Annotated in this window: 22 protein-coding genes and 1 pseudogene; 13 read left to right on the forward strand and 10 right to left on the reverse strand. The window is 65.6% G+C overall.

All coding sequences use genetic code 11. The features are described from left to right. Positions 1-254: 254 nt before the first annotated feature. Positions 255-1,709: a group II intron reverse transcriptase/maturase gene (gene ltrA / locus I2456_RS24255; RefSeq protein ID WP_033711551.1), complete on the forward strand. Its 1,455-nt coding sequence runs from the start codon at positions 255-257 to the stop codon at positions 1,707-1,709. Then, the gene (locus I2456_RS24260) at positions 1,597-2,283 is read left to right on the forward strand and encodes an IS30 family transposase (RefSeq protein ID WP_241007797.1); all 687 of its coding nucleotides are present in this window, start codon (positions 1,597-1,599) and stop codon (positions 2,281-2,283) included. The genes ltrA and I2456_RS24260 overlap by 113 nt, the downstream gene beginning before the upstream one ends. On the opposite strand, the gene I2456_RS24265 is transcribed toward I2456_RS24260, so the two are convergent. The 6 genes and pseudogenes from I2456_RS24265 to I2456_RS28760 form a co-directional block, all read right to left on the reverse strand. Continuing rightward, positions 2,284-2,904 (reverse strand): hypothetical protein, encoded by a 621-nt coding sequence (locus tag I2456_RS24265; RefSeq protein WP_007172196.1) that lies wholly within the window; start codon positions 2,902-2,904, stop codon positions 2,284-2,286. It lies immediately after the preceding gene. A gap of 848 nt (positions 2,905-3,752) precedes the next feature. After that, positions 3,753-4,079 carry a helix-turn-helix domain-containing protein gene (locus tag I2456_RS24270; RefSeq protein ID WP_007172195.1) on the reverse strand — a complete coding sequence of 109 codons (327 nt, stop codon included), beginning with the start codon at positions 4,077-4,079 and terminating at the stop codon, positions 3,753-3,755. A gap of 225 nt (positions 4,080-4,304) precedes the next feature. Further along, complete coding sequence (locus tag I2456_RS24275; RefSeq protein ID WP_007172194.1) at positions 4,305-4,745, reverse strand: DUF6262 family protein; 441 nt, start codon at positions 4,743-4,745, stop codon at positions 4,305-4,307. Then, complete coding sequence (locus I2456_RS24280) at positions 4,735-6,990, reverse strand: tyrosine-type recombinase/integrase (RefSeq protein ID WP_007172193.1); 2,256 nt, start codon at positions 6,988-6,990, stop codon at positions 4,735-4,737. Before I2456_RS24280 ends, I2456_RS24275 begins: the two co-directional genes overlap by 11 nt. Beyond that, positions 6,987-8,096 (reverse strand): tyrosine-type recombinase/integrase, encoded by a 1,110-nt coding sequence (locus I2456_RS24285; RefSeq protein WP_007172192.1) that lies wholly within the window; start codon positions 8,094-8,096, stop codon positions 6,987-6,989. Before I2456_RS24285 ends, I2456_RS24280 begins: the two co-directional genes overlap by 4 nt. Beyond that, positions 8,056-8,623, reverse strand: a pseudogene (locus tag I2456_RS28760) (tyrosine-type recombinase/integrase); the annotation flags it as partial. The pseudogene I2456_RS28760 and the gene I2456_RS24285, both read right to left, overlap by 41 nt. A gap of 135 nt (positions 8,624-8,758) precedes the next feature. Here I2456_RS28760 and I2456_RS28765 point away from each other — a divergent pair. The 10 genes from I2456_RS28765 to I2456_RS24325 all read left to right on the forward strand — a co-directional run bounded on the left by I2456_RS28765 (position 8,759) and on the right by I2456_RS24325 (position 19,131). Further along, positions 8,759-9,037, forward strand: a complete 279-nt coding sequence (locus I2456_RS28765) for a hypothetical protein (RefSeq protein ID WP_007172191.1) — start codon at positions 8,759-8,761, stop codon at positions 9,035-9,037. Next, positions 9,006-9,938: a tyrosine-type recombinase/integrase gene (locus tag I2456_RS24290; RefSeq protein ID WP_007172190.1), complete on the forward strand. Its 933-nt coding sequence runs from the start codon at positions 9,006-9,008 to the stop codon at positions 9,936-9,938. Before I2456_RS28765 ends, I2456_RS24290 begins: the two co-directional genes overlap by 32 nt. Then, the gene (locus I2456_RS24295) at positions 9,935-11,158 is read left to right on the forward strand and encodes a hypothetical protein (RefSeq protein WP_007172189.1); all 1,224 of its coding nucleotides are present in this window, start codon (positions 9,935-9,937) and stop codon (positions 11,156-11,158) included. Before I2456_RS24290 ends, I2456_RS24295 begins: the two co-directional genes overlap by 4 nt. Continuing rightward, positions 11,155-11,784 (forward strand): hypothetical protein, encoded by a 630-nt coding sequence (locus I2456_RS28770; RefSeq protein WP_007172188.1) that lies wholly within the window; start codon positions 11,155-11,157, stop codon positions 11,782-11,784. The genes I2456_RS24295 and I2456_RS28770 overlap by 4 nt, the downstream gene beginning before the upstream one ends. 89 nt (positions 11,785-11,873) lie before the next feature. Further along, positions 11,874-13,343, forward strand: coding sequence for a tyrosine-type recombinase/integrase (locus tag I2456_RS24300; RefSeq protein ID WP_162839945.1), 1,470 nt, complete (start codon positions 11,874-11,876; stop codon positions 13,341-13,343). Beyond that, positions 13,343-15,067: a hypothetical protein gene (locus I2456_RS24305; RefSeq protein WP_007172186.1), complete on the forward strand. Its 1,725-nt coding sequence runs from the start codon at positions 13,343-13,345 to the stop codon at positions 15,065-15,067. The genes I2456_RS24300 and I2456_RS24305 overlap by 1 nt, the downstream gene beginning before the upstream one ends. Next, the gene (locus I2456_RS24310) at positions 15,064-17,265 is read left to right on the forward strand and encodes a site-specific integrase (RefSeq protein ID WP_047324007.1); all 2,202 of its coding nucleotides are present in this window, start codon (positions 15,064-15,066) and stop codon (positions 17,263-17,265) included. Before I2456_RS24305 ends, I2456_RS24310 begins: the two co-directional genes overlap by 4 nt. Then, on the forward strand, positions 17,262-17,732 hold the full coding sequence (locus I2456_RS24315) for a hypothetical protein (protein WP_007172184.1): 471 nt from the start codon (positions 17,262-17,264) through the stop codon (positions 17,730-17,732). Before I2456_RS24310 ends, I2456_RS24315 begins: the two co-directional genes overlap by 4 nt. Further along, on the forward strand, positions 17,726-18,541 hold the full coding sequence (locus I2456_RS24320; RefSeq protein ID WP_231588340.1) for a transposase: 816 nt from the start codon (positions 17,726-17,728) through the stop codon (positions 18,539-18,541). Before I2456_RS24315 ends, I2456_RS24320 begins: the two co-directional genes overlap by 7 nt. Next, on the forward strand, positions 18,538-19,131 hold the full coding sequence (locus I2456_RS24325) for a hypothetical protein (RefSeq protein ID WP_007172182.1): 594 nt from the start codon (positions 18,538-18,540) through the stop codon (positions 19,129-19,131). The genes I2456_RS24320 and I2456_RS24325 overlap by 4 nt, the downstream gene beginning before the upstream one ends. An 81-nt stretch (positions 19,132-19,212) precedes the next feature. On the opposite strand, the gene I2456_RS24330 is transcribed toward I2456_RS24325, so the two are convergent. Both I2456_RS24330 and I2456_RS28775 read right to left on the reverse strand, forming a co-directional pair. Further along, a complete protein-coding gene (locus tag I2456_RS24330) occupies positions 19,213-19,833 on the reverse strand; it encodes a hypothetical protein (protein WP_225325865.1) in 621 nt (206 codons plus the stop codon). A 497-nt stretch (positions 19,834-20,330) separates the two neighbouring features. After that, positions 20,331-20,504, reverse strand: a complete 174-nt coding sequence (locus I2456_RS28775; protein ID WP_241007798.1) for a hypothetical protein — start codon at positions 20,502-20,504, stop codon at positions 20,331-20,333. An 84-nt stretch (positions 20,505-20,588) separates the two neighbouring features. Between I2456_RS28775 and I2456_RS28780 the strand changes: the two genes are divergently transcribed. Then, complete coding sequence (locus I2456_RS28780) at positions 20,589-20,906, forward strand: hypothetical protein (protein ID WP_156174104.1); 318 nt, start codon at positions 20,589-20,591, stop codon at positions 20,904-20,906. A gap of 818 nt (positions 20,907-21,724) precedes the next feature. Here the strand turns inward: I2456_RS28780 and I2456_RS24340 are convergent. Next, positions 21,725-22,381 carry a nitroreductase family protein gene (locus tag I2456_RS24340; RefSeq protein ID WP_085072905.1) on the reverse strand — a complete coding sequence of 219 codons (657 nt, stop codon included), beginning with the start codon at positions 22,379-22,381 and terminating at the stop codon, positions 21,725-21,727. A gap of 90 nt (positions 22,382-22,471) precedes the next feature. Further along, a complete protein-coding gene (locus I2456_RS24345) occupies positions 22,472-23,572 on the reverse strand; it encodes a TniQ family protein (protein WP_205880186.1) in 1,101 nt (366 codons plus the stop codon). Position 23,573 lies beyond the last annotated feature (1 nt).

The following is a 23,573-nucleotide window of genomic DNA, read 5'->3' on the forward strand; positions in this document are numbered from 1 at the left end:
GCCGTGGCGATATCGCAGGGGCATAGCTGGGCACCTCCCTCCTCGAGCGGTCAGCAGTGAACGTGGGAACCATCGCGAGGCTCCCGTGTCGTCGTCCTCAGCCGAGGGCGCCGAATCCGGGTTGACGCGTCGTCTGTCGATGGCCACGCGGTGGGGCGGAGGGGCCGTAGTAGTCCGAGCGGGGGAAAGCCTCGTGCATGGCGAAGGGCCCCAGCGGAATTGATGCAGCGAACACGACACGAACGGAGGCACTGGTGAATACCGGTGAGCTGTCATGGCCCGATCCCGATCAGGCGGCATGGCAGGTACGACAGATGCAACGCAAGCTGCACCACTGGGCGGTCGAAGATTCCGACCGCCGCTTTGATGATGTGTTCAACCTCGTCCACCACCCGGACTTTCTCACCGTCGCGTGGGAACGGGTGCGGGGCAACAAGGGCGCACGCTCAGCCGGTGTCGACCGGCTGACTCCTGCGTCCATAACCGGAGATGCCGAGACGGTGGCGTTCCTGAGCCACGTTCGAACCGAACTGAAGGCACGGACATTTGCTCCACTTCCGGTGCGGGAGATACTCATTCCCAAACCAGGGAGCAGCAAACTCAGGCGGCTCGGTATTCCCACGGCGATGGACCGCACGGTTCAAGCGTCGTTGCTGTTGGTGTTGGAGCCGATCTTCGAGGCGGATTTCGAGCCGGTCAGTTACGGTTTCCGTCCCCGACGTCGCGCTCAGGACGCGATCGCCGAGATACATGCTTTGGGGACCCGGAACTATCACTGGGTCTTCGAGGCTGACATCGCGGCGTGTTTCGACGAACTGGCTCACTCCGCCATCATGGAACGAGTACGCACGCGGATCGTCGACAAGCGGGTCCTGGCCCTGATCAAGGCATTCCTGAAGGCGGGCATCATGTCTGGCGACGGAACGGTCAGGGAATCTGATACCGGCACACCCCAGGGTGGCATACTCTCACCGCTGCTGGCCAACATCGCTCTGACGGTGTTGGACGCACATTTCCGTGTGAAATGGGATGCCCATCGGACATCTCAGCGGCGAGATGCCCATCGCAAACGTGGCGGGGCCACCTATCGGATCGTCCGCTATGCCGACGATTTCGTGATCATGGTGGCCGGAACCAAAGCGCACGCGGACGCATTATGGGACGAAGTCGCGGATGTCATTGCCCCACTGGGGCTACGGCTATCCGTGGAGAAGACCCAGGTATGCCACCTCGACGAGGGGTTCGACTTTCTCGGATTCCGCATCCAGCGGCGCCGCAAGAAGGGCACGAACAAGGCAGCTGTCTACACCTACCCGTCGAAGAAGGCGCTGCTTTCGATCATGACGAAGGTGCGGGCGCTGACCAAGAAGGCACGTCATCATGGCCTTGCTGATCTCCTCGGACGCCTCAACCCGGTGCTCCGAGGATGGTGTGCGTATTTCCGTCACGGTGTGTCGAAGGCAACCTTCGGATACCTCGATTCCTTTGCCTGGCATCGGGTCACCCAGTGGCTGCTCAAACGGCACAAGCGGATCACGTGGGCGGAGCTCTACCGGCGGTTCCTGACCGGAAGGCCAGGCAATCGTCCGCAAGAGAATGGGATCGTCATGTTCGATACCACCACCGTTCCGATCACTCGGTATCGGTGGCGGGCGAGCAACATCCCCACACCGTGGACCAGCACAGCGGCGACCTCGGTCCCCGCATAACGGTGGCAGTCCGTGGAGCGCCGGATGCGACGAGAGTCGCACGTCCGGTGCGGAGGGCGGGCCGGGGAAACGGGCCAGGAGCAATCCCGGCACCGCGCCCCGGTCCGACCCCTACATCGTCGGCAAGAACCAGCGCTCGGCGATCGGGACCCTGGTCGAGCGCCAGACCCGCCTGATTCGGCTGATGCACCTTCCCACCCGTGACGCCGACTCCCTGCGTATCGCGATCGCCACGACCATGGGTGGCCTGCCATCGAACTTGATCCGATCGATCACCTGGGATCAGGGCATCGAAATGGCCCGACACACCGACATCACCGCAGACCTCGGCGTGCCGGTCTACTTTTGCGACTCCCGCTCGCCGTGGCAGCGCGGCAGCAACGAGAACGCGAACGGGCTGCTACGCCAATATTTCCCCAAGGGCACCAGCCTAAGCACCTACACACCCGACCATCTGCGCGCTGTCGAATACGAGATCAATAACCGCCCCCGCCACACCCTCGAAGACCGCAGTCCCGCCGAACTTTTCACCGCGCTGCTAACCTCACCAGACCATCAACTGTTGCGACGTTGACTAGAAGCCACCCCGCCGTTGACACCCGGGATTGCTTAGTGGTTGTTTGGCTCGGCGGGCTCGGTGCAGGAGGTACCAGATGGTGTAGCTGCGGACCAGCCGTGCGTGTTCGGCGGGATAGTTGGCTAGGTGGCGATCCACCCATGGCTCGATACGTTCGAGGTATTCGTTACGCGGCGTCAATACTGCTGTGCGAACGAGGATTTCACGTACGTAGTTGACATGCCCACCGGGTGGGAGCTGATCGAGTGCGTGGTGAGTGATGGTCTGTCCGGTGCGCGCCAGATTCATGAGGAGCTCCGCGGCGGCGCTCTTGCCGAGCCAGACGGCGACGCTGCGTGGATCATTGGCGTTGGCAAGAGCGTCCGCCAGTGGCTTCAGTTGCGCCGGTATCTGGCCATCCGGCCCGGCTAAGGCGTTGTGCAGTAATTCGGCGGTGTGGCAGCGGCTACATCGATTATGCGCGCGAATACCCGGTTGACCGCAATTGGCGCAGCGGTAGTCGAGCGTGGAGCCAGAACATGGCCCGCAGATTTGGCGCTCGTCGGGGTCAAATCCGATCAGCACCGCCTGCTGGCCGCACGCCGCGCATGGTGACGGGTACATCTTCGCCTTGCGCACGCACGGTGTGCAGACAGGCCCCGCTGGCCAATGGCGGGCTACAACGCGCCGTTGTCGGCAGAACGCGCAGGTGGATTTCGAGTGTGGTGAACGTATCCCGGAATAGGTCCTCGTTGTGATGGCGCGGCAGGTGCCGCACAAGTGCGGGCCGAGGACGCTGCTGCTTTGGCGGCGCCGGGTGGCTCCGCATAATCCGCATACCCACACGGTGCTGGCTTTGGCGTAGCAGTTCGTGCAGATGCGTCCTTCCGATGCCACGTACGGGGCGCGGCGCCGTTGTCCGCATCCCGAGCAGGTGTATAGGCGCGGTGGCGCGCACGTGGGACACAGCACGCCGCCGTCGACGAGTCGACGTGCCCGGGGACGGAGGCGTCCGCAGATGCTACATTCCTTGCGCGACAACGGGTCGCGGCTGTAACAGTTCGTGCACACGGGTCCGTCGGGAAGATTGACGCGTCTGCTGACAGAGGTCTTTGCGCATCGCGCGCACGTGAACGATCGATCGAGATCTCTGCAGCGACCACAAATGCGGCCGGTCGGACCGATCGCGGTCAGAGACACGCGCTGTTGACAATTCGTACAGGCCGGCGGCTTCACCGACGCGTGGCCATCAGCCACCAGTACGTGCGTCAAGCGCATAAGCCCCCGCGGGCAGGACGCGTCCGGGTTGAGCACTCCGTCGCCATGAGCGGCCAGGTACGCGTCGACCTGATTGAGCGTTTTCGGCCGGTCGACACGAGCAGCTTTCAGGAGGCGGTCGGCATCTGCAAGCGATAGGTCGCCAAGAGCGCGGACTACGTGAGCGCGGACTCGATCCCACGCGTCGGGCCTGAAGTTCGCCGATCCTCTCATGAGCTGCGGTCAGGTCGACGCACAGTCGTGCGCCGCACCTTCGGCACCTCCCGCGGTGAGTCCCCGGCCGCCTTCTTCACCGATTGATTGACGGCTTCGATTTCGATCAGGTCGTTGGGCGAGCATTCCAAGATGTCGCACAACGCTGCCAGCACGTCCATTGAGAGCCGTTGGGGAGGCGCAGTGACCAGGCGAAACACTTGCTCTCGCGACAGGACCACGCCACGTTCGGCCAACAGCGGAACCAGATCAGTCGTCTGGTACAGCTCCCGTTGCGCCATCAGCGCCCGCAGCCGCCACTGATAACCCATCTTCTTGATCACGGTTGATCCTCCCCGACGGCAATGCCGCGTTTGGTGAGCGCTTCACGGAGCAAACGGTTGCGGTACTCGTCAGACGTGGCTATAGATCGACGTGGTGCTCGCATAGGAATGTCCGACTTGGTGTTGAATTATCTTGAGCCGCTGGCCTATTCGGGGCTTTGACCTGCGGTGTTTCGTTGTGGACGTTGTCGTCGACGTTTGAGGTGGGGTCATGGGGGAGGCCTTTCAGCAGGGACCGATCGTTATCGAGCTGAGACGTTTCCGGGGGGTGCGGGTTGACGTGGTTTCGGATGCGGTGCGCTGCTGGCCGAGTGCTCGGGCGAGTTGGTCTCGGAGCGTGCGGTTCTCCTCGGCCAATTTCCGGTTGCGCTGGTTGGCGGCTTCGAGCCTGCGTAGCAGTGAGGCGTCCGAGGTTCGTTGCCGCGCGGGGACCGGTGTCGCGGGTGCTCGACGGTGGGCAGCGCGAAGCCGTTCGATCTCAGCTCGGACGTCGGATTGCGCGTAGAGCCAGGACCGAGACACCGCCGCTGCTTGAGCCACGGCCTCGAAGGTGACCGGGCGCCCTTCGGCGTCGAGGGTCCTCAATGCCTGGATCGCCTTGGCTCGGGTGAGTTCGTGGCGTTGTCGGGCGGCGACGATGAGGTGCCGGGTGTTGTCAGCCCGCATCAGCAGAATCCAATTCCTCTGAACCGGAGTCGGTTTCGAGTGTGGTGATGATGGTGTCGAGGTTTCCCAGGACTTGTTGGTTCATCTCGACGAGGCGTAACTGACCGCGCGCCTCGGCAGCGGAGATGATCTGCAGGACTTGCTGACGGTGTTCGTGGTGTTGCGGCAGGAACTCGGGCGTAGTCACGAACATCGGACATGTCAGACAAGCATTGGCATGCGGGCAGGTCTTTTGAACTGGCAGCCCGCAGAAGCCGTTGGGCAATGCTTGGGTCACGCGCCCGAGCCGTTGCTTGGCCCAGTTCGCTTCGGCCAGTGGGCCGTCGGGGTCGATCGCAACGGTTTGGCCCCTGGCATCGACCTTGCGGGCGGACTCCCAGTGCCGGCGGACGGTGGTGTCGTGAAGGCGGGCGTAGTGAGCTGTCATCTCACCGCTGGAGTGATCGAGTAACACCCGTACGACTTCTTGCGGCACGTCCCGGTTGATCAACCGTGTTCCAAAGGTGTGCCGCCATTGGTGCGGAGTCAGATGCACTGGACGGCCGTGCTCGTCGCGGATCTCGCAGCGCGCCAGCCAGTCCCGTAGCTGGCCGCGGTAGGAGGGCGTAGTCAGCGGCCGGCGGCCGTCTGGGTTCATCTTCGGAGCGGCGAACAGCCAGGGGCTGCCGTTGGTCCAGCGGCGCAGGATCCGCTGTTGTTGCTCGGCGATGGCCTGCTCGACTTCCTCGTCGATCGGGACGAGAGCTTCGCGTTTCATCTTGCCGTTGGTGTAGCGCAGATAGGGAGCTCCGTCGCCGCCACGGATGACGCAGTCGAAGGCGATCTTGGTGGCGTCACCGACGCGCAGTCCGCAGCGCATCAGGATGATCGTGAGCAGCCGACTCTCGGGGTTGTTCCATCCGTCGAGGTTCGCGGGCTGTTCGACCTGGGCCATGATGTGCTCGGCCAGCCCGCGGGGCAGGCGTTTCGCGGGTTTGGGGAAGTCGTCGGGATAGAACGCGGCACTCGCGGGCAGGTCGTGGTCCCACTCGTGGCGGCGGATCGCGTCGAGGAACGCACCGAGCGAGCTGATGTCGCGGCTGCGGGAGTGCAGTGCCCGGGGGTCGGTGGACAGGTCGGCCAGGTAGCGCTCCAATACCGCGCGGTTGATGCCGGCCAGGCTGGTGATGTCGACCGGCGGGGACGCCAAGAAGCCGGCCAAACGCGTCACCGCCTGGACGTCGATGTAGGTCTGGTTGGGGCTGCGTCCGATGCTTAACCGCCAGCGGGCGAACCGCTTGGCCAGATCCCGCAGCCACGGTTGCGCAATGCCGTCGAAGCGCAGCCGCTTGCGGCCCTCGACGCCGAGCCGGTGCAGCTCCCACACGTCGCGCGGGAACTCGGCCTCCCACCCGCTGCCGCAGTGCAGGTCCTCCAGACAGCGATAGGCGTAACGCAGAAACGCCAGCTGTCCGTTCTGGCCGTGTTGCGCAGCGTGGTTGGCGTCGAAGAACTCGATCCAACGTGCCATCGGCCAGTCCAGCAGCGAGGCCACCCCACTGGCGGCCGTGAGTGCGATGACAGGACGCGCGACGGCAGCGGGAGTCTTGACCTGGCGTTCATCGTGCCGGCACTGCAGCGCGTACTGCATCTCCAATTTGAGCTGTCGGCGATCACCGAACGGTCGGAAGTCGAACCGGTCGTCGCCATAGGACTCGCAGAGCACGATGAACTCGTCGATGTCGGGACATCCCACCGCTGCCCATCGGGACCGATGATTGACGCAGAACGGCGACCGTCCCTGCGTCCATAGCGTGCAATAGGACAACGCGCAGACGGGATGATCGGGATCATCCACCGGAGCAACGGCAGCCAGCCATACGTCTCGGTCGGCGATGCCGGACCGTTCCCAAAACCCTTGGTGGCGTGGGCATAAACCCCGGCGAGCACCTCCGTACCGGCAGCCCTGGACGGCGCAGACCGTGAGCTCTTTGCGCCCGAGCCCTTCCGGTGCTGCAGTCGTGGCGAACACGTCGATGTCCGGGCGGCCTTCTTGCTGCCAACCGACGTAGTGGCCTTTGCAGAGCCCGCGGGTGCGCGGTTGGCGCACGCAGCCCGGCACCCGGCACGGCGCGGTGTCGAACACCAGCGCACCACGCTCGGGAACGAGGATGTCCACCCGGAACTCCGGTCGAACCGCGGCCACCAGCTTGCGCAGCAAGCCCGGAGCCGCAGCCGACGGTAGCGGCGGGACTGCCGCGGTCACCACTGCACCTCCTGCCCGGTCAGGAAGCCGGCCGCCTCCAGAGCCCGGCGGGCGTCCTCGACGGACAGATGCCCGTAAATGTCCATCGTGGTCGCGATCGAGGAGTGTCCCAGCAGCGTGCTGACGACCTCGATCGGGGTGTTCTGGCGGAGCAAACGCGTGGCGTAGGTGTGCCGATACCAGTGGGGATCGAAGTCGATGCCGGTGCTCCGGCGCAGCCGCAACACCAGGTCGTAGACCGCGGGATAGCCCCACGGGTGCCCGAACGGTTCGCCCCAGAGGTTGACGAACACGTAGTCGGAGTCCAGATCGCCGTATTCGTCGTGCAGGTAGTCGGCGTAGAGGCGGATGAGCTGCGGGCTGATCGGGATGGTGCGCGGTGTCGCCGACTTGGCGCGCGCCCTGTTGTCGTTGGATCGCGGCGCGACCGTCAACTCACCCTCGGCAGCGGCCACGTCCTCGTGACGCAGACCTAGCGCTTCACCAATCCGAATCCCTGTGTCCCACAACAACGCCCACAACAAGCGATCCCGCAGGTGGATGCAGGCATCTAGGATCGCCTGCACCTGACCGGCGGTCAGAATGGTCGGATGCTGACGCGGGGTCCGGAGCTTGATCGTGCGCCGCCGCTCCGGCTGGCCGCTGCTCAGGTGGTAGAGGAACGGCTTCCATCCCGAGCGCCGGCGCCGACCTGGGTGCAGTTCAGTGACCAAGTCGCCGAGGTCGACTCCGTGCCGGGCGTGAAACGTGTAGAGGCCGCTGATCGCCGCCAGCTTCCGGTTGACGGTTCCCGCAGAGCAGTGATGCTCAGCCGAGGGCAACAGCACCACTGCGCCAGCCCGGCCAGCCGGCGGCAGCCGCAGCCAGGACACGAACTCCCCGAGATCCTCCAATCGGACCTCGCGCCAGTTCAGGCTGCGAGCGTCGAGGAAGACGAACCAGTCCTTCAGGTCGTGCGCATAGGCCTTGACCGTGTTCGGGGACCGCTCGATGTCGGTCAGATAGGCCAGGTAGCGCTCGATTGGCTCCACCGAGCCGCCTCCGTCGCCGAGGACCGTCCAGGATTCAAGCGACGAAGTGGGCATCAGTACCCGTTGCACAAGCATCAAACCTCCGTGGAATCTGCGTGATGGACCGCTGCAGATAACCACCTCCGCCACGAAGATCGCCGCCAACGCCACGTGCGTGTTGCACGTCGTGGACACCCCTGTGCGGGCTCGAGAGAACTTGCACGAAGCGCTCCGGGTAATCGAATTCGGTCAGGTGTGTGACGTAGGGTCTGGCGCAGCGAATGCAGGTCCAGCTCCTGCGGCAACCCCGCGGCGTCACGCGCAGCCACAAAGGCCTCGTTCGCGGCGCGTCTGGAGAGACGGCCGCAACGTTCGGTGACCCATAACGCCGGATGCCGGCCCGCTCGAAAGCATGGACGAACCTCCTCCAGGTAGGACTCGAAAACCTGGACAATCCAGTCCATTTCCGGCACCGTCAGCACGACGCGTCGCTTCGGCGAACTACCGCGGGACGCTTTTCCGAATCGGACGAATACGCCGCCAAAACGCCCGTAGGACGGTAGCTTTGGATTCGATCTCAGATCCACCAGGTCTAGCCCCACCGCCTCTTGGCGCCGCAAGCCTTCTCCGGGGGTCTGCGACCTGTTGCATGACGTCGCTCGTAGTGGGTGATCTGGTGGGCGGTGCGGCGTTTCTCCGTGGGTGTGGTGCTCGTGGCTGGTAGTCGTTTCTGACTGTCGACTTGAAAGCGAGGGCCCATGCGAGCGTTTCCGGTGAGTTTGCCGTCCGGGCAACGGTATTGGACGGTGCTGGATGAGGATCTGCAGGTAGTCGGCATCGCCGATGAGTATCTGCGGCATCAGCGGTTCGGCCGCGACGGCGCGGAATCCACGACGAAGGCGTATGCACACGCGATCGCGTTGTTCCTGCGCTGGTGCGCCAGGACGGGCCGGTCCTGGCAGGCCGGTGTCGAGCAGTTCGCGTTGTTCATGACGTGGCTGGCCCATGCCGGACCGCTGGCCAGCGGGCGTCGATGACGTCGCTTCGGGAGTGGTGTTGGCCGGTCCGGGGGCCGCCCCGGCGCGGGGCCCATCGCGGATCAACGGGGTGCTCACCGCGGTGCGGGGGATGGTGGTGCACGCGGTCGCGACCGGCAACGGCTCGGCGGGTTTGGTGTCGATGCTGTACGAGGTGGCCGATGACCGAGACCTGCCGGCGGAAGCCCGCAACGACGATGGCCACCTGGCATGGCGGATGCGGGCCCGGCACCGGTTGCGGGAACCGGAAACGACGATCGATCGGGCCAGCGATGAGCAGATCGTCGCGCTGCTGCGGGCCTGCCGGTCCACGCGGGACAAGCTGATCGTGCTGCTGATGGCCAGGGGCGGGCTGCGTCGGGGCGAGGTGTGCGGGCTGCGGCGCAGTGATGTGCACCTGCTGGTGGATTCGCGCCGGTTGGGATGCGAGGTCGCTCGGGCGCATCTGCATGTGGTGCGCCGAGACGACAACCCGAACGGGGCGTGGGCCAAATCGCGCCGACAGCGGGTGGTGCCGCTGGATTTCCTTGTCGTGCAAGCATTCGACGTCTACGAGTTCGAGCGCATGCGAGTTCCGGCCGCGGCGGGTAGTGATTTCGTGTTCGTCAACCTGTTCCGCGGCCGCGTCGGCGCGCCGATGCGGCCCGACGCGATCGGCGAGCTGATGGCAGCGGTCTCCCGCCGGGCCGGATTGGACACCCCGGTCCGCCCGCACCAGCTGCGACACGCCTACGGCAGCAACGTCGTCGACGCCGGGGCCGGTATCGACGTGGTCGCTGATTTGCTCGGACACGCGGCTGTCTCCTCGTCCCAGATCTACCTGCATCCGGACGCATCTCGACTGCGGGCCGCGGTGGACGCGGTGCCCAGCCCCCGCGAACAGACCGGAGCGAGCCGGTGACCGCCGTGACGTCGGCCAGGACGATCCCGGGCGATGAGGAATCCTGCAAGTTCGCGCATGTGTTGGACGGGGCCGCCCTGAGTGGCGCGGCCACGCACCTGGCCAGGGCGCTGGACCAAGGACTGCTTGACGAGGCCGGATGGGATCCGGTGACCCGGGTGCTGTACTTGCCCGCGCAGCATCGGCTGCTCGGCCGGAAGGTGTGCCGGGTGGAACGATGCGTCGGAACCGTCCACAACGACGCCCCCGAGATCTGCCACCGATGTTTCACCAGGCTGACCGGCATGGGCATGAGCGTCGAGGACATCGCCGCTGCCGAAAGCCTGCCCGCCGCACCGGTTCCCGCGGAACGCTGCGCCGTCCCGCAGTGCCGGTGCACGCCGACGGTGCGGGACGCGGTGATGTGTGAACCGCACGCCCAACAGTTCCGGGGCAGGCGCATCCCGATCTCGCTGGAACAGTTCGTGAGCGATCCGCGAGTGCGGCCAAGGCCGCCGCTGCCGGCATGCCTGGTGCCGGCGTGCACCCGCACGGCCGACGGCGCGATCGGCTACTGCACGACCCACTATCAGCGATGGAGCGTGGACCAGCAAGAGCATGCCGAACTCGATGAACAGTGGTGGCGGGTCCGGGAATCGGGCGTGGCCGAGCCGGGGCAGGTCAACCTGCGGGCGCTGCCTTCCCTGGTAGTTGTGGAAGTGCTGACGGGCTTGCAGACCCGTGTTAGGGATGGCTTGCGGCTCACCGACGTTGTGCTGCGAGCGGTCTGCGACACGCTGCGTCGCCACCAGGTCGGCTCGATCCACGACTGCGATCCGGGCCTGGCTCCCGGCAAGCGTGCACGCTCGGTGCTGGCCTCGTTCGCCCGCGACGCCCGCCGCGTGTTGGCCGATCCGGGTGTCGAGCAGGATAAGGACCGCTGGGATCTGGCGATCTTCGGTACCCCGGCACGCTGTCGTTCACCAAGATCACCCAGCCCTGGCTGGCCGGGGCCGCGAAGCGGTGGGCTGCCGAGCAACTGCCCCAGCACCGCGGCAGCGGCGCCTCTCGCGTTCGCGGCAAGATCAACAGCATCGGGCTGCTGTCCGAGCACTTGCATCGCCGACCCGATCACGGGCTTGACCCGACCGCGCTGGGCCGGACCGACTTGGAGGGATTCCTCAACCGGCTCGGCCATCTGGAGTTCACCGGCCAGATCGGTCGCTACCGCCGCAACATGATCTGCCGTGACATGCGGCAGGTGTTGGCCGGGATCCGATCCCTGGGGCTGACGAGAACCGGACGGCCGGCGGCCGGGTTGCCCGGCGACTGCGCCATCGAACGCGCCGACATCCCCGCCGACCCCGAACGCGGCGAGCCCGGCCGATGCCTGCCACCGGAGATCATGGCCGTCCTGTGCGCCAACCTCGACTCCCTCGAACCCGTCGAGGTCAGGGTCGCCACCCAGATCGGCATCGACACCGGCCGCCGCCCCGAGGACATCCTCAATCTGCCGCTGGATTGCCTGGCCCGCGACAAAGACGGCGGCGACGTACTGGTCTACGACAACATCAAAGCCAACCGGCTCGGCCGACGGCTGCCGATCAGCACGGCCACCGCCGCGGTGATCACCGGCCAACAACAACGAATCCGTCAACGCTTCCCCCACACCCTGGCCGCGAAGCTGAAGCTGCTGCCCACGCCCTATCGAAATCCCGACGGGCACAAGGCAATCAGCAGAACCACCCTGCAGGCGCGCCACCGCGACTGGGTGGCCGACCTGCCGACACTGCGCACCCGCGATGGAGTCGAGTTTGACATGACCAAGATCGTGCCCTACGCCTACCGGCACATTGTCCCCGCTTAGTTCCCGTGTTGCGATTGGCCTGAAAGGCCCGGGCGTGCTCGGCGTTTCTGCTTTGGTGAGGCCGTGTGGTGTTTGTATGGTCTCCAGTCGTGATCTTGAGCTTTTTCTCGTCGCAGGGCTGGCAGTCCTGGGGTGTCGAGCACCGGCCGGTGATCCCAGAGGGGATGCCGGTGCTGATCGATGACGACTTGCTGTTCGAGGACGGCCCGGCCGTGCCGCGGCCGACGACGGTGATCAATCGGTGGTTGCGGCTGCTTCCGGCCAGCGGGGCTCCGGCGCCGAGTTCGTGGGAGAACTACGCGCGGGCGGTCAAGGAATGGACGGAATTCCTCGCCGAACACGGTGTGGGCCTGTTCGATTCGCGAGACCGGCTCAAGGCAGGGCTGAGCCGATACGCCGAGCACCGCGCCGCCGGAGCAATCCGGGCGAGATTCGCGGCGACCACGTGGGCGCAGCACATGAGCATCCTGTCGCTGTTCTACCGGTGGGCGATGGACGAGGGATACGCCGAGGCGGAGCCGTTCACCTACCGATCCGCGCGAGCGGTCTTCGCCGGCACCGGCCGCGATGTCCGGGTGAACTTGGCGGTGCGCCGCACCCCGAAACCGCATGTGACCATCAAGTATTTGGAGCCGGACTTCACCGACCTGTTCCGGAAGGGGTTGCGCGGTTTGGCGCCGGATGGCACCCGCGACACCGGGTTCGCGGGCCGGGAGATGACCCGCAACGCCGCGATCGGGGACCTCGCGCTGGCGACCGGGTTGCGGCTGGGCGAGTTCACACATCTGCTGCCGTGGGAAATCCCGGCTCTGCCGCCGGCGCCGACGGTGATCCCGATCCCGTTTCCGGTGCCTGCGGGAATCACCAAGGGCCGCAAGTTCAGAACCACCTGGATCTCCTACGACGCCTTGGCCGGGCTGCACGACTACCTGCAGCTCGACCGCGCTGCCGTCACCGACGGATCGGCCTGGCGGCCACCACGACGCCGGGGCGAACCGCTGCAGGTCACCGAACCGGACGCCCGTGGCGGCCGGATCAACGGCGTCCGCCGGTCCTGGGAGTCGCTCACCCCGGCCGAGCGACGGCGGCTGGTGGCACCCGAGGGCGGGTCGTGCCTGCTAGCGGTGAAGGGTGATGGTGGCCCGTTCACGGCGTGGGCGACGGTGTTCGAACGCACCTCCGACCGGATCCGCGCACGGTTCGAACCACGGTTCCCGCACGTCCACCCGCACCGACTCCGCCACTCGTTCTCGATGCAGACGCTGGAATATCTGGTGACCGGCTATTACCGACAGGCAGCGAAGCTGGTATGCGACACCGACGCCGACGCAGCGCTGGTGTTCTACCTGACCAAGGCCGACCCGCTGCTGGTGCTGCGCGATTTGCTCGGGCATTCCACGGTTCTGACGACCGAGAAATACCTGAAACGTCTTGATACGACGCGGATTTACCGGCAAGCCTACGAAACCGCCGGAGCCGCAGCGGGACTCACCGAGGATACCGCCGCACAGCGGGAAGCCGACGCCGAGTTCGACGACGACACCGAAGAGGAGCTGTGATGCCGACGACGGTGCTCGATGATCCGCTGCGTTTGGCCTGCGTGTTCAGCGACGGCAGCAGAGCTGCATTCGATCTCACGGGGTTGCCGAACCCCGGGTTGGTGCGTGATCTGGCCACCGGGTTGGTGGAGCTGATCCATCCTCACGGCAGCGTCGATACTGCTGGCACCGTCGACCAGTACGTGCGTGGGTTGCACAGGATGGTGCGAACACTTTCTGATCAGGGTTTCACCGGCGGTGTCGGCGATCTGCGGCGCGGACAGCTGGCGCAGTTCTGGATGGCGGGCCCGAACTGGCTGGAGGCGCTGACTCGGTACTTGGTGGAAGGTTATGCGCGATCCGGCGGCCGTCTCGGCGAGGGGGTGCTGGAGCTGGCCGCAGGGCGGCACTTCAACATTCAGCGCAATCGGCGCCCGTTGCCGCCCTATTCCGAGGGCGCATGGCAGCGGCTGACCATGGCCTGCCGACAGCAGGTCGACGACTCCTACGCGGCACATCGGCGCGCGCTGGCGTCCGCCGCCGGAGGGCGGCATCCGGGCACGGGTGCGTGGACTCATCAGAACTTCTGCTGGCTGTTGTCGACACTCGGCCCGCTTGGCAGCAGCGAAGCTGCTGAGGAAATTGGCATGTCCATCAACGTTTTCCGTCATCGAGGAGTCATCGCTGTCTTCCACGAGGCTGCGCTGGCGATGTTCCCGCATCTCGAGGTCGTGATCGCCTACCGGCTGCTGTTCGGGATCTATTCCGGCATCGTCCCCGACGGCATCGCCGACTTGGACATCGGGGACATCGACTGGGCCGGGGATTCGACTGTTCTGCTGTCCTATATCAAACGGCGCACCGCCGCCGAGAGCGCGACGTTGCCGCGGCCGGCGGTGCGGTTGCTCGAGCAGTGGCTGGCGCACTCGGCGCTGTTGCGCAGCTTCGTGCCGCCGGACGAGCGCACCACGCTGTGGTTGGGGATGAGCCAGCCCGGCTACTCCCGCCGCCTCGATGACGTGAACCGGTCCGCGATTGGCCGGTGGATGCGCCGCCATGGCATCGTCGGCGACGACGGTCAGCCGATGAAACTGCACCGGTCCCGCATCCGCACCACCCATCACGCGATGCGGGACAAGAAGTCCTGGACCGGGAATGCGCGCGCCACGATCGACCCGAACCACACGCCCGCGGTCGAGGGTGACCACTACCTGTCGGCGACGACTCCCGGTCAACGCCACGCCGTCGAGACGATCATCGCCGACGCCCAGCACGACATCCTCCGCCGCGCGCACCCTCCGGCCGTGATCACCGAGGAAGACGCGGCGGCGCTCGCCGAGGGTTACCCGCAGCTGCTGGCGGTGATGAAGCTCGACGAAGGCGTGCTCGCCGAGCTGGTCGGTGGCGCGCGGGATGTGTTCACCGCAGCCTGCGCCGATCAGCTGGCCGGGTTACACGGGCCGGCAGGCAAACCATGCCCGGCACGTCCCTGGGTCTGCCTGCTCTGCCCGCTGGCGGTGTTCGCTCCGCGGCACGCAGTGAACCTGCTGCGGCTCAAGGCATTCTTCTCGCGCCAGTGGCAGCAGATGCCCGCCGCCCACTTCATGACCGTCTTCGGCCCCTACGCCGCCCGGATCGACCAGATCCTCGACCGCTTCGACCCCGCCGAACTCGCTGTCGCAGCCGCACGCGTCACCGACAGCGACGACGAAATCCCCTTGCGCCCAGAGGAACGCACCGCATGACGAGCACAATCGCGACCGCAGCACCCGGCGTTCAACCACGGTCGCCGTTCACCGGCGCGGACATCTGCCGCGACGCCGGGCTCACGCTGCCGGGCGGCACGCCACGACCGGTATTCGACGACGACCTGTGGGATTTCACCGACGTGGTCGGGCTCCCGGTCCAAATGGCCCTTTACCGACGCCGATTCGACTTCACCACCATCACCGACACCCGCTGGCGGCTGGTCGCCAAGGAGCTGATCCTGGCGCTGCTGGCCCCGAATCACAATGCCGTGGTCCGTCTGCCACGCGCCTACCGCACCCCACTGCATCTGACCAGCTGCTACAGCCGCCTCTACGAGGCCGGCAAGTTCTTCGGCTGGCTCGATCAGCGGGGCATCACTGCCCTCACCGAGCTCGACACCCACCTCTGCGAGGAATACCTGGCGTTCCGACGCTACGTGATCGACCCCGACGGCGTCATCGTTGGCGAGCAGAGCCCAGGCGTCCGGCGCGCAGCCGCGCAGATGATCGTCGATCTGGTCGACTACCGTGACCTGTTCACCGCCGACCGGGTTCCGGCCGATCTGCGCCCCTGGGGCGGCGCAACAGCATCCGCGGTCGCCGAAATGCCTTCTGGTCGCGACGGAAACAAGACACCTGCCGTTCCTGCCGAAGTGCTGCAGCCGATGCTGGCCGCGGCCCTGCACCTGGTGCAGATCCTCGGCCCGCACGTTGTCGAGCTGAACGAGCAGATCCGCAAGATCGACCGTGTCTGGGCTACCGGAGCCCCCGGGCTTCGTCACGGCTCCCCGGCGATGGTCAGCGACATCACGATGCTGCTGGCCGACCACAGGGCGACCGACACACCGCTGCCGATGCTCGAAGAACACGACGTCAACCGCAGACTCAAGGCTGGCTGGGACGCGAACGACCCGCTGCTGCCGGTCTCCACCGGGACCCTGGCGCGGCAGGCCGGATACGTCCAGTTCTGGGCGAAATGGATGCCCACACTGCGCAAACCGCTGATCGACACCCTCAACACCGTCGGAGTCGAGAAGATCTTCGGCCGCAACGCCGCCGAAGTCCCGGCCGCCGATGGTGCGACCTTGCTGCCTTGGACACTGCCAGTGCACCGGTCCGAAGCGGTCGCCATGGTCGGCATCGCCCGCACCGCAGCGATCGTTGTCCTGGCTGGCGCGTCCGGAATGCGGGCCAGTGAGCTGATGGAACTGCGGGTCGGCTGCCGCCCGGTCGAGGAACCGATCTCCGGCCTGAAGTGCTATCGCATCGCCAGCAAAATCATCAAAGGTCAGGGCCTCGGCGGCACCGACGACGAATGGGTCGTCATCGAACCGGTCCACCGCGCGATCGAACTCATCGAGCAGCTCCACGACGACCCGCGTGACGGTGTTCTCCTGCTGTCCCGGTTCAGCTTCCGAGTCCGCTACCTCTGGTTCCGCGCCTGGGTGAATTCCCCGGCCGGAGCCCGTCTCGGACTCGTCCCGATCCCCGACGAACCAGTAGCACTGCGTATGCTCAGAAGAACGGTTGCCCTGGAGATGGCTTACCGGCCTGGCGGTGTCCTCGCCGCAAAACTGCACCTCAAACATATCGCCGCGGCGACAACGGAAGGCTACGCGGCTCGACCGGGCGGCGCTCAAGCAGAGTTGCTGGCCGAGGTCAACAAGCTCGAGGCCGACCACATACTCAAGCTCGTGCTGGCCGAGTTCCGCAACTACCAGCAAGGCATCCTGCCCGCCGGACCCGGCGCCCGCAGCCTGACCGAATTCTTCGCCACCATCGACACCGACCCGAACACCAAAGCCACTGCGGCGCCGAAGATCCAGCGCAACGACCGCGACATCCTCAACCTGCTGTCCAAACGCGCCACGGCGCTGCACCTCGGCCCAGCGAACTACTGCTGGTTCACCGACCCCTCCCGCGCGCTCTGCCTGAAACTTGCAGGCACCCTGACCGCGGACCGGCCGATGATCGGCATGTGTGACTCCGCACGCTGCCCGCAGGCCACCCACCACCAGCACCACCGGCCCGTCTGGGCCGAGCACGCCGAACGCACCAAAACCTTCCTCGGCCAACTCGGCAAAACCCGAACCGCCGAACGCGCTCGTCTGCAGGCCGACTACGACCGCGCCGTCCAGGTCATCACCAGCATCGACACTGCCACAGGAACCAGCGCACCCGAGGAACAGGCATGAGAATCACTGCCGCCCAACGCATCCACAACGAGAACCGCATCCGCGCCGCCATGGACCGGCTTCTGCGCGGCGAGATCTCACCCGGCGGCAACTGCGATATCAAGACCCTCGCACTATCAGCCGGGGTCGACCGCACCGCCTTCTACGGCACCCGGCCCTACGCACACCTACGCGCCGAATTCGAGCACCGCCTCCAGCAGCTTCAGCAGGCCGGAGAAACCCCGGACCCGAAAACCGCACAGATCGAACGCCTCAAGACGGAGGTCGAGAAGCTGAAAAACAACCTCGCCCACGTCAACTCGACAATCCAGGAGCTCACCAACTTCCGAAGCCAGGCCCTGGCCCGGATCGCTGCCCAGCACGACGAGATCCTTCGGCTCCGCACGGCCAACGACCCGGCGGCAGGCATCACCCGCCTCGCGTCGAATCGCCCGAAATACCAGCAGAGGGTAATGGGACCATGCTGACCGACCCGGCAGTGACGTCCATCACAATCGGTTTCGCGTTATCGCCACACGAACGGCGATCAGCGTCACGAACTCCACGCCGAGAATCGGCCACGTCAAACGCAACACGAACCCGACCGCACACAGCCACTGCGGAGACAAGCCATTCCTACGCCCAACGCCACGCCGACGCCGGCATCCCGATCGACGTCCTGGCCGAACTGCTCGATCACCGAAGCTATTCGGTGACCCGCCGCTACTACCGCATCGGCGAGGACCGCCGCCGCGACGCCGTCGACACGGTCACCACGCTCAGCTTCGACCGGCACGGCAACCGGATCTGGCGTGACGCACACGCCCTGCTGGACTCCGAGCGCGCCCGCCACGCCATCGGCGAGGTCGCCGTCCCCGACGGCACCTGCACCGAACCAACCAACGTCAAGGCCGGCGGCGGTGCCTGCCCGATCCGATTCCGCTGCGTCGGCTGCGATCACTTCCGCACCAACATCGCCTTCCTGCCCGACCTGCAGGCATACCTGGACGACCTGCTGCGCACCCGCGAACGGCTGGCCGCCACCATCGACGGAGTGGACGAATGGGCCCGCGCCGACGCCACCCCCACCGAGGAGGAGATCACCCGAATCCGGCGACTGATCAACAGGATCAAAGGCGACATCGCCGAACTCGACGACACGGAGCGAGCGCAGATCAACGACGCGGTCGCCATCGTGCGTCGTCATCGTGCGGCCCACACGGTCCCGCTCGGCATGCCCACCCTCGCCGCCACCCCACCCGCACCAGCAACCCCCGCTTCGGAGGCCACCGCATGACCACAACCACCGACACCACGTCGAATCACACACGCGCACAATCTGTCTCGTCGAGCACACGCACCCGATCGATGCTCGACGGCCGTCGCGGCGACTCGATGCGCCGACGCCGGCGCGTGCTGGCCGCGATCGACCAAGCCGCAGCCGCCGGCGACCGGCTCAGCGCGGCCGCGATCGCTCGTGCGGCCGGAGTCGACCGCACATTCCTCTATCGGTACCGCGACCTACTCGAGAAAATCCATGCGCTGCAAACAGATCCAGTCCCCGACGAACACACCGGCCCCACGGTCACCCAAGCCTCACTGCAGGCCGACCTGCTCGCCGCCCACGAACGCGCCGCCCGGCTCAACGCCCGCATCCGCCAACTCGAGCAGCGGCTCTCCCAAGCACTCGGCGAACAAACATGGCGCGAGTCCGGGCTCGACGCCCCAACCGACATCGATGCACTCCACCAACGGATCACCCATCTCGAACAGCAGGTCCTCGACCAACAACAACAACTCGACGAACGCGACGAAGACCTCGCCGCCGCCCGCGCTACCAACCGCGAACTCATGGCCCGACTCAACGCGCCAGGCCGGCCCCGCTGAAACCGCGAGTCGACTTGCACCACACCTGTTGCAGCAGATAGCATCCCAACATCAGCTTCTGAACTGCACAAACTCAGAGAATCACGCCGCTGCATCTGGTTGAGCCCCGGAGAGCAGCCCATACGCGTAGACGGTCTTCAGCAGCGTCGAGTCCCGCAACGCTGACAACGCTCCCTTGCGGTGGCGAAGTCGCGCCTGATCTACCAAGCCATCGGCGGCATCGAAGAGCTCTTGAACCTCGTCATAGCTCAGCGGGCGCCGTCCCGGCCGCCCCTCAAACTCGTTGACGTGACGCACGGTGTTCCAGTCATGCAGGATCTGTGCCGGGGCCTGCCCGAACCGCTCAGCGCACAAAGACGCCCATCCATATCGCGTGTCAGTAACGAAGTCGCCGAACAACCGCAATGCGTTTTGGTATCCCCGTACCGTCGAGTCAGCTTTTGGCTCCGCACCGGAAAGCAGTTGGGAGAAAAACGCATCCGCGTCATCTGCTTGCCACTGCCAGGGATACGTCCCGGTGAACTCGGCGAAACGGCGCACCACGCTCGCCCGCGCCTGCACCGTCGGTGGCTTGCACACCCGGGCTCGCTGCTGATCAGCCCAGCCAGACAGCATCGCGGTGAAGACCGTGGCTTCTGGATCCAACGGAAGCACTTTCGACACCAGCGACAGCGCTGCTGACCCCGGCAACTCGACGCCCACCATCCTGTTGTACTAGATGCGACAATGATGCGCCAGACGTAAGTGTCGAGACAGCACCCTTTCTGAGGTGTGATCCGATGTCCGCGGGACGCGCTTTACTGGGCGCTATACTCGCTCTCAACCGAGCAATTATGTTGCAGCAGATGCAATTCCGCTCGTCCTGCGGCAGAAGTGAGTACGGTGCATCGACCCGCAAGTGCACTGAACTAGTCCGACAAGCACCCTGTTGGCGCCAAGCGTCGCCTCACACCGCCCACAGCGCCCCGGCCAGGGTTCTTCCCAGCCCCGAGCAGTGCGCCGCAGCCGCATACGGTGAAGCAATCCGGCCGACGTGCGGGCCCGTCTTAGCCAGCGTGATACCCGGGGCCAACATCGTCGCCGTCTACTGGGCGATGCATACCGCCGTCTATCGGCTGGATCGCATCCACCCCGTTCCCACAGCAGCGCAGCACGACCGGCAGTACTCGCCGGCTAAATCACCAACAGTGCTTACACCCTCACCACAACATCGGCATATCACCGAGGCGCGCCGCCTCCACTGCGGCCCGATCCCAGCCGCGTTCCCGCAACACCGTGTGCAACGCGACCGAGCGCTCCCGCCGAGCCCATAACCCATCACTGGGAATCGACCTGCGGCCTCCTCCGCGCCGCATCCGGGCCATTCGTCGCATATTTTCACTCTGAGTGCCGATTACCACATGCTGGAATGTCGCCTCGGCCGCACAGACTTTCACGCACAGCGGGCTATCGCACTCGTGCAGGCCCAACTCGTCTGGCTGAAGGAGCACACTGAGTCGACGCGCCAGCGCGTACCGGTGCGGCCGCACGCAAATCCCTTTACCCCCACGGTAAATGAAGAACCGGCCATATCCGTCTTTACCGATAGCCCCCGTGAAAAAATCGCAGTCGTCAGCGCCGGGTCCTTGCACCACGTCGGAGTCAAAGCGCCGGCATTCGTCGGCGTGCACAACAGGATCGACCCACAGCGGCATCCCCAGATGAACACGCACGCGCCCACGCTAAACCCGGCCACCGACACCTTCGTCATGCGCCGCAGCGCCATTCGCACCTAGTGCTTGCGCCGCCGCGCCATCGTCATGCGCAGTAACGCCGTTCGCACCTAGTGCCAACGGCGCCGCGCCAGGGGCCGCCGCGCCGTTGCCCTCACCTAGTGCTTGCACCGCCGCGCCAGTGTGCGCGCTCGCCGCCTTTAACATCATCCGAACGCTACCGACTTTGACCCCAGCCAATTCCGCTATCGCCGCGAGTGATTCGCCGCGACCCTGCATTCGAGCCACCGCGATGCCGCCGGCCTGGCGGTGCGTGTGCCGACGCCGCTCTGCCTCTGCCCGAATCTCGAGGATGCGAGTTGCCTCCCACTCCTCCACGGCCGCCAGGCGACCCAGCTCAACGAGTAACGACGCCGCGTCATCGACGTTTTGCCGCTCGCACTCCACGCGTGCCTCGTTCGCTCTAAGCTGCGCCTCGCGAACCCGCCTACGCGCCGCTGATTTCGAGTTGATCGTTCCCATCGCCGCACCATACGACGAACCGGCTGTCCCGCTCTACCACACTGACCAACATCAGTGCGTCCACATTTGTCCACCACCAATGTTTCCCGATCCCCCAGTCCCACAACATAAGCCGATCCCACCCTCATGCACCACACACTGTCCTATCCGGCCGAGAGTTACGAGGAATCGGTCGCCGTTGCTGGCCTATTGCGAGGTAGGTCAGGACAGCCTGACAACCCTGTCCGGACTTACCTTGCATTTTCCGCGATTCGTGTCAACGGTTCGTGAAAACTGGCCCGGCATCTCGCAAATTTGATCCACATATCGGCCTACTAATCCCACCTCGCCGGGGAGTTCCGGCTTAGGCGCAACCGGTTTCACCATCTATCGATGTGGAGCACGTTGTCGATAGCTGTGCGCGGACCAGGTCGGAAGTCGGTGCCGAGGGTGTAGGCAGTCGGTATCAGCGCGCCTTGTCGGACCGCATCGGGGATGTCCAGGACTTCGGCGACCTCATGCTCGTAGCGCAGGTGGAGGTCTGTCCACACGGTGCCCAACCCGCGCGCCCGGGCGGCGAGCATGTAACTCCAGACTGCCGGGAAAAGTGAGCCCCACATCGAGGCTTGCGTCGCGTCCGGTAACACAGCACTGCCTGGGGCGGTGATGCACGGGATCAGCAACACCGGGACACGATGCAAGTTCTCCGCGAGGTACTCGACACTGTTGGCGACCCGCTGCTGTGTGGGACTGAGATTGTCATCCGTCGTGAACAGTCCGTCTGCGTGAACAGCGGACTGTCGGTATTCGTCGAACGCGGCCCGGTAGAGCGTGGCGATGCGGGCACGCTGCTCGATGTCGGTGATGACCAGCCAGTGCCAGCCCTGCCGGTTCGAGCCTGATGGTGCTTGCAGGGCAATACTGACGCACTCCTTGACCACGTCCAGGTCAACGGGTCGATCGAGGTCGAGCCGACGGCGCACCGCCCGTGTCGTGGTCAACAACTCATCCGGAGAAAGGTTGAGGGTGAACGTCATTGCTCGATGATCGCAGCCGGTGCTCGATGCTGGAGCGCACGGCGCTGACACAAACTCGTCGGCCAACACATGCTGCCGAGCGGGCCCCGCCTATGCAAGTCGAGCAGCCGGGCCGAAATTGATCGTGGAGCCGCTGGCAGCGATGGTGGCGGTGATGCCGTCCATGGCGGTTGCCCATTCTCGGCTGATGACTGGTTTGAGGTGCCGGTGGTAGAGGATGGTGTTCCCGCCATTGCGGTTGAGCTTGAACCAAGCCGCGCTGCGGCTGGTGCGCTGACGGCTGAGTGGGCTCGGCTGCGCGTGGCGCATCGCGCCGTGGTCCCGGGTGACCGGAAACGTCTTGTCGGGGCGGCTGGGTGGGTGGTGGCTGTCGTAGAGCATCCAGTGAGCGATCGCATGATTGCCGGGGTTGTGCTCGTCGGCGGAAATACCGACTCGGCGGCACGCCTCGGCGAGGAATTCACGCCTTTGGTTGGTATCGCCGCTGGCGCGTTGTCGCCACACGGGTGAGGCGATGATCGCGGCGAGGCTGACGGCTTCGGGGTAGACGGCGGCGAACAGCCGTGACGCGGTGAACGTGTGTGGTTCGGTGCCGGGCGGGATGAGCAAATCCGCTCGCCGTGTCCAGTGACGCCAGGCATCAATGTTGGGCCGCTGGGGGTGGGCCCACAGGTGTCCGCAGATCAGGAATCCCGTCATCACGGCGTCGAAGACGGCGTGGCCGCCATAGCGGGTCACCAATCGCTGATGCTGGTGTTGGGCGCCCACGATGTCGGCGAGGCGCTCGCCGAGCAATGTGGCTGGCTGGCCCGCGTCCGGTGGGCCGATCCAGTAGTGGTGCTGGGTGCAGACGTAGCGGTGATGTGGCAGTAGTCGCAGCACGGGTCCACCGTCGTGGCGGGCATCGCAGCGCGGGCAGCCTGGTTGGGGCTGATGGCGCCACAGCGTCCAATCCGGAGCGGGGTTGCGTAATTCGGGCAGTGCTCGGGCTAGGTGGTTGGCTGGGCGGTCGGTGACTGTCGCGAGCCGATCGGCCAGTACGACGCGCCGTGTGCTGCCTGCTCGGGGGATGCTGAGCTGGTCCCAGAGTTCACGGGCGGGCAAGGTGTGCAGTGCTGCCAGCCGGTCCAGGTAGGAAGCGAGGGTTTCGTGTTGGGCCGGGCCAGCTGGAATCGGCAAAGCCGCCAGCACG

Source organism: Mycobacterium kubicae (assembly GCF_015689175.1).
Classification (GTDB): domain Bacteria; phylum Actinomycetota; class Actinomycetes; order Mycobacteriales; family Mycobacteriaceae; genus Mycobacterium; species Mycobacterium kubicae.

Coding starts and splice junctions, on each gene's coding strand:
- I2456_RS24260 (WP_241007797.1), top strand. CDS start 1,597: ATGGGATCGTCATGTTCGATACCACCACCGTTCCGATCACTCGGTATC.
- I2456_RS24275 (WP_007172194.1), bottom strand. CDS start 4,745: ATGCGGGCTGACAACACCCGGCACCTCATCGTCGCCGCCCGACAACGC.
- I2456_RS24285 (WP_007172192.1), bottom strand. CDS start 8,096: ATGCTTGTGCAACGGGTACTGATGCCCACTTCGTCGCTTGAATCCTGG.
- I2456_RS28765 (WP_007172191.1), top strand. CDS start 8,759: ATGCGAGCGTTTCCGGTGAGTTTGCCGTCCGGGCAACGGTATTGGACG.
- I2456_RS24290 (WP_007172190.1), top strand. CDS start 9,006: ATGCCGGACCGCTGGCCAGCGGGCGTCGATGACGTCGCTTCGGGAGTG.
- I2456_RS28770 (WP_007172188.1), top strand. CDS start 11,155: ATGATCTGCCGTGACATGCGGCAGGTGTTGGCCGGGATCCGATCCCTG.
- I2456_RS24305 (WP_007172186.1), top strand. CDS start 13,343: ATGCCGACGACGGTGCTCGATGATCCGCTGCGTTTGGCCTGCGTGTTC.
- I2456_RS24310 (WP_047324007.1), top strand. CDS start 15,064: ATGACGAGCACAATCGCGACCGCAGCACCCGGCGTTCAACCACGGTCG.
- I2456_RS24315 (WP_007172184.1), top strand. CDS start 17,262: ATGAGAATCACTGCCGCCCAACGCATCCACAACGAGAACCGCATCCGC.
- I2456_RS24320 (WP_231588340.1), top strand. CDS start 17,726: ATGCTGACCGACCCGGCAGTGACGTCCATCACAATCGGTTTCGCGTTA.
- I2456_RS24325 (WP_007172182.1), top strand. CDS start 18,538: ATGACCACAACCACCGACACCACGTCGAATCACACACGCGCACAATCT.
- I2456_RS28775 (WP_241007798.1), bottom strand. CDS start 20,504: ATGCGACGAATGGCCCGGATGCGGCGCGGAGGAGGCCGCAGGTCGATT.
- I2456_RS24340 (WP_085072905.1), bottom strand. CDS start 22,381: ATGACGTTCACCCTCAACCTTTCTCCGGATGAGTTGTTGACCACGACA.